This is a genomic window from Herbiconiux dendrobii (assembly GCF_052048175.1).
In the GTDB taxonomy this organism is placed as follows: Bacteria; Actinomycetota; Actinomycetes; order Actinomycetales; family Microbacteriaceae; genus Herbiconiux.
The window spans coordinates 174352-188135 of sequence record NZ_JBLZQV010000005.1; the positions used below are offsets into that span (position 1 = coordinate 174352).

Below are 13784 nucleotides of genomic sequence, written 5' to 3' on the forward strand. Positions count from 1 at the left end.
TGCAGCGAGTGTAAACGTAAGGGACCCGGTGAGGGTCTCGCTCTCCGCCGCCTTTGGGCGAAGCCCAATCCTGAGGCGGAGAGCGAGACCCTCACCGGGTCCCGACCACAGGTCAGACCCGCGGCTTCTCCTTCATTTCGATCGTCTCGATCTCGTCGCCGATCTGGATGTCGTTGAACTTGCCGAGCCCGATACCGGCCTCGAAGTCCGTGCGCACCTCGGTGACGTCGTCCTTGAAGCGGCGCAGCGACTCGATGGCCAGGTTGTCCCCGACCACGACACCCTCGCGGATGACCCGAGCCTTGGCGTTCCGCGTGATCGTTCCCGACCGCACGATGACACCGGCGATGTTGCCGAACTTGGAGGAACGGAAGATCTCGCGGATCTCCGCCACACCCGACTGCACCTCTTCGAACTCGGGCTTGAGCATGCCCTTGAGCGAGCTCTCGATGTCGTCCAGCGCGTTGTAGATGACCGAGTAGAAGCGGATGTCCACGCCTTCTCGGGCCGCACGCTCGCGCGCCTTGGTGTCGGGCCGCACGTTGAACCCGATGATGATCGCGTTGTCGACGGTCGCCAGGTTGACGTCCGACTCCGTGACGGCACCCACACCGCGGTGGATGATGCGCAGCTGCACGCTGTCGTCGACCTCGATCTTGAGCAGCGACTCCTCGAGTGCCTCGACGGCACCGGAGACGTCACCCTTGATGATGAGGTTGAGGGCTTCGACCTTGCCTTCTTCGAGGGCACGGGTGAAGTCTTCCAGCGAGATGCGCTTGCGGGCCTTGGCCAGCGAGGCGTTGCGCTCGGCGGCCTCACGCTTCTCAGCGATCTGACGCGCGGTGCGGTCCTCCTCGGTGACGAGGAAGGTGTCACCGGCGCGGGGCACGGACGAGAGTCCCTGCACCTGCACCGGACGCGACGGGGTCGCCTCGGTGACGGTCTCGCCGTTCTCGTCGACCATGGCACGAACACGCCCGTAAGCGGTTCCGGCCACGATCGCATCGCCGACGCGGAGCGTTCCCGACTGGATGAGCACGGTCGCAACCGCACCACGGCCCTTGTCGAGCTTCGCCTCGATGGCGACACCACGGGCATCCTTGTTCGGGTTGGCCCGCAGGTCGAGCCCGGCGTCGGCCGTGAGGATCACGGCGTCGAGCAGGTCCTGGATACCGATGTCGTTGCGTGCGGACACGTCGACGAACATCACGTCTCCACCGTATTCTTCGGCCACGAGGCCGAATTCGGTGAGCTGCTGGCGCACCTTCGCCGGGTTGGCGTCGGCCTTGTCGATCTTGTTCACCGCGACCACGATCGGCACGTTGGCCGCCTGGGCGTGGTTCAGGGCCTCGATGGTCTGCGGCATGATGCCGTCGTCCGCCGCCACCACGAGGATCGCGATGTCGGTCACCTGGGCACCACGGGCACGCATGGCGGTGAACGCCTCGTGGCCCGGGGTGTCGATGAAGGTGATCGGGCGCTCGATGCCCTCGTGCTCGGTGATGACCTGGTAGGCACCGATGTGCTGGGTGATGCCACCGGCCTCACCGGCGACGACGTTCGCGTTCCGGATCGCGTCGAGAAGGCGCGTCTTACCGTGGTCGACGTGTCCCATGACGGTGACGACCGGGGGACGGATCTCCAGGTCTTCGTCGGTCTCGTCTTCCAGCTCCTGGTCGAGGTCGATGTCGAAGCCCTCGAGCAGCTCGCGGTCTTCCTCCTCCGGCGACACGATCAGGATCTTGTAGCCGAGCTCTTCGCCGAGCACCTGGAAGGTGGCCTCGTCGAGGGACTCCGTGGCCGTCGCCATCTCACCGAGGTGGAACAGCACGGTCACCAGGTTGCCGGGGCTCGCGTCGATCTTGTCGGCGAAGTCGGTGATCGAGGCACCGCGACGCAGCCGCACGGCGGTGTTGCCGTCGCCGCGGGGGACGCTCACGCCACCCAGCGACGGGGCCTCGCGCAGCTCGAACTCTGCTCTCTTCGTGCGCTTCGACTTGCGCGCCTTGCTCTTGCCGCCACCGCGACCGAACGCACCGGCGGTTCCACCACCGGGGCCACGGCCACGACCACCCGCACCCGGACGGGGTGCGAAGCCGCCGCCGGGTGCTCCACCCGGACGGTAGCCGGGGGTGCCGGGAGCGGGACGAGCGCCGCCGCCCTGGGCAGCGCCCGGACGGAAGCCACCGGCTCCACCGGGGCCGCCCGGACGGAAGCCGCCGGGACCACCGGGACGCGGGGCGCCCGGACGGGGTGCACCGGGGCGCGGGGCTCCGGGGCGGGGGGCGCCGGGACGCGGGATGGCGGAGTTGCCGCCGGCGCCGCCGGAGGCTGCACCGCGGCCCATGCCCTGCTGGCTCGCGAAGGGGTTGTTGCCGGGGCGCGGGGCGCCGGGGCGCTGCATTCCCTGCTGGCTGGCGAAGGGGTTGTTGCCGGGACGCGGGATGCCGGGACGGGGACCGCCCGGGCGCGGAGCCGCGGAGTCGCCCGATCCGGCGGCCGGGGCCGAGGGAGCGGGGGCGGTACCGGCCGAGTCGGATGCGGCCGGAGCCGCGGGGGTCTCGGTCGATGCGGCGGCTGCCGGAGCCTGCGGGGCGGCCGCGGCGGGACGCTGGGCCTCCGCCGGAGCCGGCGCGGCAGCGGGTGCCGGCGCGGCGGGGGCTGCCGGAGCAGCCTGCTTCGCGGGGGCGGGTGCCGCGGCAGCCGGAGTCGGAGCCGACGGGCCGGGGCGAACGCCCGGGCGCGGTCCCGACGAGGTGCGGGGGGCGGAGCCGGACGGGCTCGGGGCGGCGGGCGCCGCGGCGCCTTCCGATCCGGCGCCGGCCTTGATCAGTGCCTCTTTGAGCCGTCGGGCCACGGGGGGCTCGATGCTCGACGACGGGCCCTTGACGAACTGGCCCATCTCTTTGAGGGTTGCAAGGGCGACCTTGCTGTCGACGCCGAGCTCGGCGGCGACTTCATGTACACGTGGTTTTGCAGCCACAATTCTCCTGTCTGAGGTCTACCCCAGACAGGGCAGACCGCTAAAAACGGACGGGTCTCATTTCGAGCCGCTCATCAGTTGTCACTCATGGGTTCACGGTGCCGTTCAGCCTGTTCTCTAATGTCGTCGTGTCGAGGGTTCCCTCCACACGGAGCGCACGCCCGAAAACCCGCCGCGTGACCGCGAGCCGAAAGCAATCAGGTGAGGGATGCAACCATGCGCCACGCCCGGGAAGAGAGGCCGCCTCGTCGACGACCAGAACCTGTTCCTTGGCCACGACCCTCAATAATGAGGATCGAGTGGCGCGCGCACGACATCCGACGCACGTTCTAACGGGTTCCATCGTACTCCATATTCCCGACCGGCCGGGCGACACCCGACCGGCTCGGCGCGCTGATCAGCCGAAGAACGGCGCCATCAGTCGCCGTCGAGGATGCTGTCCGGCTGGATGTCGATCTTTGCGCCGGTCAACTTCGCGGCGAGTCGGGCGTTCTGGCCCTCCTTGCCGATGGCCAGCGAGAGCTGGTAATCCGGCACGAGGGCGCGAACGGCCTTCAGGCTCGCGTCGATCACGAAGGCGCTCGACACCTTGGCGGGCGAGAGGGCGTTGGCCACGAAGGTGGGCAGGTCGTCGGAGTAGTCGACGATGTCGATCTTCTCGTTGCCGAGCTCAGAGGTGACCGCGCGCACGCGCTGCCCGAGTTCGCCGATGCAGGCGCCCTTGGCGTTCACGCCCGGTTCCGTGGCGCGCACCGCGATCTTGGTGCGGTGACCGGCTTCGCGGGCCAGCGACACGATCTCGACCACACCGGAGGCGATCTCCGGCACCTCGAGCGCGAAGAGCTTGCGCACCAGCGACGGATGCGTGCGCGACACCGTGATCGCCGGACCCTTGGGCCCCTTGGCGACACTGGTCACGTACACGCGGATGCGCGATCCGTGCGCGTAGTCCTCACCGGGGACCTGCTCCTCGGGGGGCAGGATGGCCTCGATCGTGCCGAGGTCGACGTGCACCATGCGCGGGTTGGGGCCCTGCTGGATGACGCCGGCGATGATGTCGCCCTCGCGCCCCTTGAACTCGCCGAGCACCTTGTCGTCGCCGATGTCGCGCAGACGCTGGTTGATCACCTGCTTGGCCGCGAACGCCGCGATGCGGCCGAAGTCGCTCGGGTTCTCCTCGGCCTCGCCGATCACCACGCCGTCTTCGTCGCGCTCCGGCACGAAGATGCCGATGTGCCCCGTCTTGCGGTCCAGGTGCACGCGCGCCGCGGGCGTGCCGTCCTCGTTCGCCGCCTCGCGGTCGGTGTGCTTGAGGAAAGCCGTCAGGATCGCCTGCTCGATGATTCCCACGAGCTCCTCGAAGGGAATCTCCCGCTCGCGTTCCAAGAGACGTAAGACGCTGAGGTCGATGTCCATTTCCGGCCTCCTCTGTTCAGATCTCAGATGCCGAGAACTCCGGCAGTCAAACGCTAAGACTACCCGAAGCTCGCGGCGACGTCATCCAGAGCCACCTGGGTGCGCTCCCCCGAGGCCCGATCCCAGCGCTCCACGACGCCCTCGGCGACGCCCCGGCCCACGATCACGATCTGCGGGATGCCGATCAGCTCGGCATCGCCGAACTTCACGCCGGGCGAGACCTTGGGCCGGTCGTCGAAGAGCACGTCCAGGCCCTTCGCCTCGAGCTCGGCGGCCACCCGTTCGGCGGCCTCCCAGATCTCGGCACCCTTCCCGGTGGCGATCACGTGCACGTCGAACGGTGCCACCGACGGGGGCCAGATGAGCCCGTTGGCATCGTTGTTGAGCTCGGCGATGATGGCCAGGATGCGGGTGACGCCGATGCCGTACGAGCCCATCGTCACGGTGACCAGCTTGCCGTTCTCGTCGAGCACCTTGAGCCCGAGCGCCTCGGCGTACTTGCGGCCGAGCTGGAAGACGTGCCCGATCTCCATGCCCCGGGCGAGCTCGACCGGCCCCGACCCGTCGGGAGCGGGGTCTCCGGCCTGCACCTCGGCGATCTCGACGGTGCCGTCGGCCACGAAGTCGCGGCCGGCCACCAGGCCGAACACGTGCTTGCCCTGCTCGTTGGCACCGGTGATCCACTCGGTGCCGTCGACCACGCGCGGGTCGACGACGAAGCGGATGCCCGTGCTCGCCTCTTCGCCGAGAACGGCGCCCGCGGGCGACCAGGGGCCGATGTAGCCCTTGACGAGAAGCGGATGCTTGGCGAAGTCGGCCTCGCTGGCGGGCTCCACGTCGACGGCGGGCGCGAAGGCGACCTCCGCGCGCTTCAGGTCGACCTCGCGGTCGCCGGGGAGGCCCACGATCACGAGCTCGCGCGATCCGTCGAGCTGGGTGAGGGCGAGCACCACGTTCTTCAGCGTGTCGGCGGCGGTCCACGCGCGGCCGTCGGCGCGCGGGTGGTCGGCGTTGGCCGCGTCCACTAGCGTCTGGATGGTGGGGGTCTCGGGGGTGTCGTGCCCCTCGGCGGCGGGCAGCCCGTCGATCGGGCGTGCCTCGGGAACCAGGGTGGTGAACGCCTCGACGTTGGCGGCGTAGCCCCCGGCCGAGCGCACGAAGGTGTCTTCGCCGACGGGCGTGGGATGCAGGAACTCCTCGCTCTTGGAACCGCCCATGGCGCCCGCATCCGCCTTCACGATCACGTACTCGAGGCCGAGCGCGGTGAAGATGCGCTCGTAGGCGTCGCGCTGGGCCTGGTAGGAGGCGTCGAGCCCCGCATCCGTGTAGTCGAAGGAATAGGCGTCCTTCATCGTGAACTCACGGCCTCGCAGCAGGCCCGCGCGGGGGCGGGCCTCGTCGCGGTACTTGTCCTGGATCTGGTAGATCGACAGCGGCAGGTCTTTGTAGCTGTTGTAGAGGTCTTTCACGAGCAGCGTGAACACCTCTTCGTGCGTGGGGGCGAGCACGTAGCCGGCGTCCTTGCGGTCGGAGAGGCGGAACATCCCCGGCCCGTACTCGGTGTAACGACCGGTGACCTCGTAGGGCTCCTTCGGCAGCAGGGCGGGGAAGTGCACCTCGAAGGCGCCCGCGGCGGCCATCTCGCGGCGGATGACCTCCTCGATCTTGGCCTTCACCCGCAGGCCCAGCGGCAGCCACGCGAAGATGCCCGGGGCCTGGCGGCGGATGTAGCCGGCACGCACCAGAAGGCGATGGCTCGTCACCTCCGCGTCGGAGGGGTCTTCGCGGAGCGTTCGGAGGAAGTAGTTCGTCAAGCGTGTAGGCACGCCTCGAGTTTAGTCAGCCGCGCGACCGGCGTTCTCGTTCTCCACAGGCGCGGGGTGGCTGCGGGTTGTCCACAGATCGCGGCGGGTGACAGTGGGACGCGCCGCGGCTTCGTACCGTCGGGGTATGGACACACTCACCCAGCTCCGCTCGGCCTCGCCGTATCTGCAACGGTGCACCTCGCCGATCGGCCGGATCGAGGTCACCGGCGACGGCGAGTACATCACCTCGGTCGCGATCGAGCAGCACGGCACGCTCCCCCACGACGGGCTCGCCTACGACACCACGGCGGTCACCGACGAGGCGATCGCGCAGATCCTCGACTACTTCGGCGGGTTCCGCCGCAAGTTCACGGTGCCGCTGCTGCAGCGGGGAACGCCGTTCCAGGTGCTGGTGTGGAACGAGATCGCGGCCGTCGGCTTCGGCACCTCCACCACCTACGGGGCCATCGCCAAGGCGGTCGGCAAGGCCGGCTCGGGCCGCGCGGTCGGCGGAGCCATCGCGTCGAACCCCACGCCCCTGCTGGTCGGCTGCCACCGCGTGCTCTCGGCCGACGGCCGGGTCACCGGCTGGAGCTGGGGCGAGGGCGCCCCCACGAAGGCGAAGCTGCTCGACCTGGAGCACATCCCCCATGTGGCCTGACGCCGGTCCGGCGGCCGAACGGCTCAGACCTCGAGAAGAAGCTCCCCCGCCGGCGAGACGGCCAGCCGGTTCCCGGATGCCGCGCCCCAGGCGATCAATTCCTCCACCGTCCCGAAGTCCCGCCCGTGCTGCGCGAGCGCCCGCACGAGCTCCCCCTTGCCCTTCTTGTTGAAGTGGTTGAGGGCGCGCTGAGCGCCGTCGGGACCGGTCGTCACCACCCTCAGAAAGTAGGCGTGCGGCACGGCCGGCGGCACCGGGCCGAGGGCCACGTAGGCCTCCGAGCGCAGGTCGAGCACGAGCTCGTGCTGGTGAGCGAGGAGCTCCTTCGAGACGGCGTCGGCCCATGTGGCCTTCACGCTCGGCGCGTCCAGCCGGGAATCGTGCGAGAGGCGGTACGCAGGAATCGGGTCTGCAGCACCGAGCAAGCCGAACAGGGCGGAATGGATCCGCACGTGGGCGGTCAGGAACGCCCGGGCGGCGGCATCCAGCTCCGGGGCGTCCAGGGCTTCGTACAGAACGCCCGTGTACCGGTCCATGGCCGGCATCGTCGGGGCCTTGGCGAGCGTGCGGTTGCGCTCGACCTCGAAGGCCAGCTTCTGGCCGAGCTTCAGGCGCGTCATCATCTCGTCTGGCGTCCGCGCCAGCTGAGAGACGCGACGCACGAGCGCGCGGCGCGTCTTCGACAGACCCGGATGCGCGAGGGCCGAGTAGTCCAGCGGGGTGGTGTCACCGCCGTCGCGCTTGGTCTCGGAGGGAGGGAGCAGGATCAGCACAGGGAAGGGGTCGCTTTCACGATGCCGGGTCGAGAACCCGGCGGGTCAAGGAAAAAGACCGCCGCACCCCGCTCCGAGGAGCAGGATGCGGCGGTCTGAGAGAGGAGCAGTGACTACTTGACCAGCTCGGCGTCACGCGCGACGATCGTCACCACGTTGTTCTCGACCGAGAGGAAGCCGTCGTCGGCACGCGCCACCAGGCGCTCGCCTCCGGCCGCGTTCACGCGCACCTCGCCGGCGGCGAGAATCGCGAGCAGCGGCTCGTGGCCGGCCAGGATGCCGATCTCGCCTTCGACCGTCTTGGCGATGACCATGGTGGCCTCGCCCGCCCAGATCTGCTGATCCGCCGAGACGATGCTGACGGTGAGAGGGGCAGCCATGATCAGCCGTTCTCCTTCTGGATCTGAGCCCACTTCTCTTCGACGTCACCGATCGAACCGACGTTGAAGAACGCCTGCTCGGCCACGTGGTCGAACTCGCCCTTGGTGATCGCGTCGAACGACTCGATGGTGTCCTTGAGCGGAACGGTCGAACCCTCGACACCGGTGAACTTCTTCGCCATGTAGGTGTTCTGCGAGAGGAACTGCTGGATCCGGCGTGCGCGCGACACGGTGATCTTGTCTTCCTCGGAGAGCTCGTCGACACCGAGGATGGCGATGATCTCCTGCAGCTCCTTGTTCTTCTGCAGGATCTGCTTCACCGTGGTGGCCACGCGGTAGTGGTCGGCGCCCAAGTAGCGGGGGTCCATGATCCGCGAGGTCGAGGTCAGCGGGTCGATCGCCGGGTACAGACCCTTCGAGGCGATCTCACGCGAGAGCTCGGTAGTGGCGTCGAGGTGCGCGAACGTGGTCGCGGGCGCCGGGTCGGTGTAGTCGTCGGCGGGCACGTAGATCGCCTGCAGCGAGGTGATCGAGTGACCACGCGTGGAGGTGATGCGCTCCTGCAGAACGCCCATCTCGTCGGCGAGGTTCGGCTGGTAACCCACCGCGGAAGGCATGCGGCCCAGAAGGGTCGACACCTCGGAACCGGCCTGGGTGAAGCGGAAGATGTTGTCGATGAACAGCAGCACGTCCTGGTTCTGCACATCGCGGAAGTACTCCGCCATGGTCAGAGCCGACAGGGCCACGCGCAGTCGCGTTCCCGGCGGCTCGTCCATCTGGCCGAACACGAGGGCGGTCTTGTCGAAGACGCCCGCCTCCTCCATCTCGTGGATGAGGTCGTTGCCCTCACGGGTGCGCTCGCCGACACCGGCGAACACCGACACACCACCGTGGTCCTGGGCCACACGCTGGATCATCTCCTGGATGAGGACGGTCTTGCCCACGCCCGCACCACCGAAGAGGCCGATCTTTCCACCCTGCACGTACGGGGTGAGGAGGTCGATCGACTTGATGCCGGTCTCGAAGAGGTTGGTCTTCGACTCCAGCTGGTCGAACGCCGGGGGCTTGCGGTGGATGGGCCAGCGCTCGGTGATCTCGATCGTCTCGCCGGGCTCGGCGTTGAGCACCTCGCCGATGACGTTGAAGACCTTGCCCTTGGTGACGTCGCCGACGGGCACGGAGATGGCCGCACCGGTGTCGCGAACCTCCTGGCCGCGGACGAGTCCGTCGGTGGGGTTCAGGGCGATGGCGCGCACGAGGTCGTCACCGAGGTGCTGAGCGACCTCGAGCGTGATCTCGGTGGCGACGCCCGCCACGTTCAGCGTGGTCTTGAGGGCGTTGTAGACCTCGGGGATCGAGTCGTGCGGGAACTCGATGTCCACCACCGGCCCGGTGACGCGCGCAACACGGCCGACGCCGCCGGGCGTCGCGGCCTGGACTGGCGCGGTAGCAGTGTCAGTCATTGTGCTTTCTCTTCTCTTCAGGTGCCCGTTGAGGCGCTGATTATGTGGCGGAGGCCAGTTCTATTTGGCCGAAGCCAGTGCGTCGGCCCCGCCCACGATTTCGGAAATCTGCTGCGTGATCTCGCTCTGACGGGCGTTGTTGGCCAGTCGCGTGTAGTCACGGATCAGGTTGTCGGCGTTGTCGCTCGCGGACTTCATCGCCTTCTGACGGGCGGCGTGCTCGGCCGCGGCCGACTGCAGCATCGCGTTGTAGATGCGGCTCTCGACGTAGATCGGCAGGAGAGCATCCAGAACGGTGGCGGCATCCGGCTCGAACTCGTACAGCGGGTAGACCTCGGTGGAGGCGGAGGCCGCGGCGGGGACATCCGGGACATCGCCCTCGACGATCTCCAGCGGAAGCAGCCGCACGACCTCGGGAACCTGGGTCACCATGCTGACGAAGCGGTTGTACACGAGATGGATCTCGTCGACCCCGCCGTCGTCGTCGAGGTTGTAGGCCTCGACGACCGCGTCCGCGATCTCCTTGGCCGTCTCGAACGTGGGCTGATCCGTTCCACCGGTCCAGTTCTTGCGGGCGGCGCGCTTGCGGAAGCCGAAGTACGCCACGGCCTTGCGGCCGACCAGGAAGTACTCCACCTTCTTGCCTTCGCTGCGCAGGAGCTCGGCGAGCTGCTCAGCCTCCTTCAGGATCGAGGAGGAGAACGCACCGGCGAGACCGCGGTCGGAGGTGAAGATGACCACGGCCGCCGTGTCGAGCTTCTCGCGCTCGGTGGTGAGCGGGTGATCGACGTTCGAGAACGTCGCCACCGCCGACACCGCGCGCGTGATCGCCTTCGAGTACGGAGCCGAGGCTGCAACACGCTGCTGCGCCTTCTGGATCCGGGACGCGGAGATCAACTCCATCGCCCTCGTGATCTTCTTGGTCGTCTGGGCCGATTTGATCTTCGACCGGTAGACCCTGAGCTGAGCACCCATGGTTAGCGGCGACCCTTGACGATCTTCTCCTGGCCGACCTCTTCGGGCTTGGTGGCGTCGAACTTCTCCGAGCCGACCGAGGCGAGCGGCTTGCCCTCACCGGTCTGGAACTCGAGCTTGAACTGATCGATCGCCTTGTCCAGCGCCGCGATCGTGTCGTCGTCGAGCTTGTTCGTCTCGCGCAGCGTGGTGAGGATGTCGGTGCTCCGGCCGATGTAGTCGAGCAGCTCGGCCTCGAAGCGCAGGATGTCTTCGACCGGGACCTCGTCGAGCTTGCCCTTGGTGCCGGCCCAGATCGAGACGACCTGCTGCTCGACCGGGAACGGCGAGTACTGCGGCTGCTTCAGCAGCTCGGTGAGGCGGGCGCCTCGAGCGAGCTGACGACGGGATGCGGCATCCAGGTCGGAGGCGAACATCGCGAAGGCCTCGAGCGAGCGGTACTGCGCCAGCTCGAGCTTGAGCGTGCCGGAGACCGACTTGATCGACTTGACCTGCGCGTCGCCACCGACTCGCGAGACCGAGATACCCACGTCGACCGCGGGACGCTGGTTGGCGTTGAAGAGGTCGGACTGCAGGAAGATCTGGCCGTCGGTGATCGAGATCACGTTGGTGGGAATGTAGGCCGAGACGTCGTTGGCCTTCGTCTCGATGATCGGCAGACCGGTCATCGAACCGGCACCCAGCTCGTCAGAGAGCTTGGCGCAACGCTCCAGCAGACGGGAGTGCAAGTAGAACACGTCGCCGGGGTACGCTTCGCGTCCCGGCGGGCGGCGCAGCAACAGCGACACGGCACGGTAGGCCTCGGCCTGCTTGGACAGGTCGTCGAAGATGATCAGGACGTGCTTGCCGCCGTACATCCAGTGCTGGCCGATGGCCGAGCCGGTGTAGGGCGCGAGGTACTTGAAGCCGGCCGGGTCGGAGGCGGGCGAGGCGACGATGGTGGTGTACTCCATCGCTCCGGCGTCTTCCAGCGCACCCTTCACGGAGGCGATGGTCGAGCCCTTCTGGCCGATCGCGACGTAGATGCAGCGAACCTGCTTGTTCTCGTCGCCGGACTCCCAGTTGGCCTTCTGGTTGATGATCGTGTCGATCGCGATGGCCGTCTTGCCGGTCTGGCGGTCGCCGATGATCAGCTGACGCTGGCCGCGGCCGATCGGGATCATGGCGTCGATCGCCTTGATGCCGGTCTGCATCGGCTCGTGCACGCTCTTACGAGCCATGACGCCGGGCGCCTGCAGCTCGAGCTCGCGGCGGCCCTCCGAGGCGATCTCGCCGAGACCGTCGATCGGGTTGCCGAGCGGGTCGACCACGCGGCCGAGGTAGGCGTCTCCCACGGGCACGGAGAGCACCTCGCCGGTGCGGGTGACTTCCTGGCCCTCTTCGATGCCGGTGAACTCGCCGAGCACGACGACACCGATCTCGTCCTCGTCGAGGTTCTGGGCGAGGCCCAGCGTGCCGTCCGCGAAGCGGATCAGCTCGTTGGCCATGACGCCGGGCAGGCCCTCGACGTGCGCGATGCCGTCGGCGGCGTCGATCACGTGACCGACCTCGGTGGTGGCCGCTTTGCTGGGGTCGTACGCCGCGACGAAGTCCTTGAGAGCATCGCGGATCTCATCGGGGCGGATCGTAAGTTCAGCCATCGTTTTCCCTTTTCTGATGGGGTTGCACCCCAGTGTGTTCCGGTGCGCGCCTTAGCCGGCGAGCTGAAGTCTCAAATCGTTGATGCGCGTGGCGACGGATCCGTCGATGACGTCGTCGCCGAGCTGGATCCGCACCCCGCCGACGACGGCGGGGTCGATGACCTGGTTGATCTGCACCGTACGGCCGTACTTGGCGGCCAGCGTGGACTGCAGGCGGTCGATCTGCGCGGCGGCCAGAGGCGCCGCGGCGGTGACCGTGGCGACGGCCGAACCCGACTGGTCGGCCACGATCGACGAGGCGTAGCGCAGCAGCTCACCGATCCGGCGGCCGCGCGGCTGGGTGACCAGCTGACGAACGATCGCGGTGGTGGGAGCCGAGGCACGCCCGCCGAGCAGACGCTCGACCAGCTGGCGCTTCTGCTCGGTGGAGCCGAGCTTGGAACCCAGCGCCAGCTCGAGCTGGGCGTCGGAGGTGACCGCCCGGGCGAACTCGAACAGCTCGGCGTCGATCGCCGCCGAGGACGGAGCGGATCCGGCCACGGCGCGGATGCCGATCTCCTCGATGCCCGCCAGCAGATCGCGGTGGGTCGACCACCGGCTGGAGGCGATGCCCGCGAGCAGGTCGACGGTGACCGAACCGTAGTTCGGGCCGAAGAGCTGCTTCACGAGCGCCACCTTCGCCGAAGCGTCGACACCCGGGTCGGAGAGAGCCGACAGCAGGTGAGACGAATCACCGATGATCCGACCAGCGGCGAAGAGCTCTTCTCCCGTGGCCAGATCGACCTGGGAGCCCAGGCTCGACAGTCGAGCCTTGGCCTCTCCGAGGGCAACTCTGGTCGCGCTTCCCATGTGCTTACTTCTTTCCCGAGGTGTCGGCCTCGAGGTCGGCCAGGAATCGGTCGACCAGTGCGGTTGCCTTGGCGTCGTCGGAGAGCGACTCGCCCACCACGCCGGAGGCGAGGTCGATGGCGAGGCTTCCGACCTCGGACCGCAGCGAGACCAGGGCGGCCTGACGGTCGGCCTCGATCGCGACCTGGGCGTTCGCCTTGGTGCGGTCGGCGTCGGTGTGGGCCTGGGCCGTGATCTCGGCGCCGATGCGCTGGGCGTCGACACGAGCGGTCTCGCGGATCTTCGCCGCCTCGGCACGTGCCTCGGCCAGCTGGGCGGTGTACTGCTCGAGAGCGGCCTCCGCTTCGCGCTGCGCTTCGTCGGCCTTCTCCATGTTGCCCTCGATCGCGGCGGACCGCTCGTCGAGGAGCTTCTTCATGCGAGGCAGCACCAGCCGCCAGAAGAAGAACAGGATGACGACGAAGCACACCAGCGACCAGATGATGTCATAGGGCTCAGGCAGCAGCGGGTTGGACGATGTCTCGCCCTCGGTGGCTGCGACCAGAATGGTCTGAAGCATGACGCCTCCTTCCTAGGTGTGAAAGAGGGTCTAGAAGCCGAAGATGAAGCCGGTGGCGATACCGATGAAGGCGAGTGCCTCGGTGAACGCGATACCGATGTACATCAGCACCTGGAGTCGGCCGGCCAGCTCGGGCTGACGGGCGACGCCCTCGATGGTCTTGCCGACGACGATGCCCACGCCGATGGCCGGGCCGATGGCCGCGAGGCCGTATCCGACTGTGGCGATGCTACCGGTGACCTCGGCGAGGATGGCTGTGTCTGCCATTGTTGTTCCCTTT

13 protein-coding genes are annotated in these 13784 nt (G+C 68.1%); 1 reads left to right on the forward strand and 12 read right to left on the reverse strand.

The features are described from left to right. Positions 1-112 precede the first annotated feature (112 nt). The 4 genes from infB to ACN4JJ_RS16620 all read right to left on the reverse strand — a co-directional run bounded on the left by infB (position 113) and on the right by ACN4JJ_RS16620 (position 6225). A complete protein-coding gene (gene infB, locus ACN4JJ_RS16605) occupies positions 113-2983 on the reverse strand; it encodes a translation initiation factor IF-2 (protein WP_440711006.1) in 2871 nt (956 codons plus the stop codon). Between the two features lie 85 nt (positions 2984-3068). After that, positions 3069-3326 (reverse strand): YlxR family protein, encoded by a 258-nt coding sequence (locus ACN4JJ_RS16610; protein ID WP_440711007.1) that lies wholly within the window; start codon positions 3324-3326, stop codon positions 3069-3071. Between the two features lie 74 nt (positions 3327-3400). Then, positions 3401-4399 (reverse strand): transcription termination factor NusA, encoded by a 999-nt coding sequence (gene nusA / locus ACN4JJ_RS16615; RefSeq protein ID WP_440711008.1) that lies wholly within the window; start codon positions 4397-4399, stop codon positions 3401-3403. A 59-nt stretch (positions 4400-4458) separates the two neighbouring features. Then, complete coding sequence (locus ACN4JJ_RS16620) at positions 4459-6225, reverse strand: proline--tRNA ligase (protein WP_440711009.1); 1767 nt, start codon at positions 6223-6225, stop codon at positions 4459-4461. A 124-nt stretch (positions 6226-6349) separates the two neighbouring features. Here ACN4JJ_RS16620 and ACN4JJ_RS16625 point away from each other — a divergent pair, with 124 nt between their 5' ends. Then, positions 6350-6865, forward strand: coding sequence for a methylated-DNA--[protein]-cysteine S-methyltransferase (locus ACN4JJ_RS16625; protein ID WP_440711010.1), 516 nt, complete (start codon positions 6350-6352; stop codon positions 6863-6865). 23 nt (positions 6866-6888) lie between these two features. Here the strand turns inward: ACN4JJ_RS16625 and ACN4JJ_RS16630 are convergent, their stop codons facing one another. From ACN4JJ_RS16630 to atpE, 8 genes are all read right to left on the reverse strand, one after another. Further along, positions 6889-7638, reverse strand: coding sequence for a YaaA family protein (locus ACN4JJ_RS16630; RefSeq protein WP_440711011.1), 750 nt, complete (start codon positions 7636-7638; stop codon positions 6889-6891). 113 nt (positions 7639-7751) lie between these two features. Next, positions 7752-8018, reverse strand: coding sequence for a F0F1 ATP synthase subunit epsilon (locus ACN4JJ_RS16635; RefSeq protein ID WP_440711012.1), 267 nt, complete (start codon positions 8016-8018; stop codon positions 7752-7754). 2 nt (positions 8019-8020) lie between these two features. Next, the gene (atpD, locus tag ACN4JJ_RS16640; RefSeq protein WP_440711013.1) at positions 8021-9481 is read right to left on the reverse strand and encodes a F0F1 ATP synthase subunit beta; all 1461 of its coding nucleotides are present in this window, start codon (positions 9479-9481) and stop codon (positions 8021-8023) included. A gap of 60 nt (positions 9482-9541) precedes the next feature. After that, complete coding sequence (locus ACN4JJ_RS16645) at positions 9542-10456, reverse strand: F0F1 ATP synthase subunit gamma (RefSeq protein ID WP_440711014.1); 915 nt, start codon at positions 10454-10456, stop codon at positions 9542-9544. A 2-nt stretch (positions 10457-10458) separates the two neighbouring features. Next, complete coding sequence (atpA, locus tag ACN4JJ_RS16650; RefSeq protein ID WP_440711015.1) at positions 10459-12096, reverse strand: F0F1 ATP synthase subunit alpha; 1638 nt, start codon at positions 12094-12096, stop codon at positions 10459-10461. Between the two features lie 51 nt (positions 12097-12147). Then, positions 12148-12945 carry a F0F1 ATP synthase subunit delta gene (locus ACN4JJ_RS16655; RefSeq protein ID WP_440711016.1) on the reverse strand — a complete coding sequence of 266 codons (798 nt, stop codon included), beginning with the start codon at positions 12943-12945 and terminating at the stop codon, positions 12148-12150. Positions 12946-12949: 4 nt separating this feature from the next. Then, positions 12950-13504, reverse strand: a complete 555-nt coding sequence (locus ACN4JJ_RS16660) for a F0F1 ATP synthase subunit B (protein ID WP_440711017.1) — start codon at positions 13502-13504, stop codon at positions 12950-12952. Between the two features lie 30 nt (positions 13505-13534). Continuing rightward, positions 13535-13771, reverse strand: a complete 237-nt coding sequence (atpE, locus tag ACN4JJ_RS16665) for an ATP synthase F0 subunit C (RefSeq protein ID WP_066040131.1) — start codon at positions 13769-13771, stop codon at positions 13535-13537. Positions 13772-13784: the final 13 nt, after the last annotated feature.

Coding starts and splice junctions, on each gene's coding strand:
- ACN4JJ_RS16610 (WP_440711007.1), bottom strand. CDS start 3,326: ATGGAACCCGTTAGAACGTGCGTCGGATGTCGTGCGCGCGCCACTCGA.
- nusA (WP_440711008.1), bottom strand. CDS start 4,399: ATGGACATCGACCTCAGCGTCTTACGTCTCTTGGAACGCGAGCGGGAG.
- ACN4JJ_RS16625 (WP_440711010.1), top strand. CDS start 6,350: ATGGACACACTCACCCAGCTCCGCTCGGCCTCGCCGTATCTGCAACGG.
- ACN4JJ_RS16635 (WP_440711012.1), bottom strand. CDS start 8,018: ATGGCTGCCCCTCTCACCGTCAGCATCGTCTCGGCGGATCAGCAGATC.
- atpD (WP_440711013.1), bottom strand. CDS start 9,481: ATGACTGACACTGCTACCGCGCCAGTCCAGGCCGCGACGCCCGGCGGC.
- ACN4JJ_RS16645 (WP_440711014.1), bottom strand. CDS start 10,456: ATGGGTGCTCAGCTCAGGGTCTACCGGTCGAAGATCAAATCGGCCCAG.
- atpA (WP_440711015.1), bottom strand. CDS start 12,096: ATGGCTGAACTTACGATCCGCCCCGATGAGATCCGCGATGCTCTCAAG.
- ACN4JJ_RS16655 (WP_440711016.1), bottom strand. CDS start 12,945: ATGGGAAGCGCGACCAGAGTTGCCCTCGGAGAGGCCAAGGCTCGACTG.
- ACN4JJ_RS16660 (WP_440711017.1), bottom strand. CDS start 13,504: ATGCTTCAGACCATTCTGGTCGCAGCCACCGAGGGCGAGACATCGTCC.
- atpE (WP_066040131.1), bottom strand. CDS start 13,771: ATGGCAGACACAGCCATCCTCGCCGAGGTCACCGGTAGCATCGCCACA.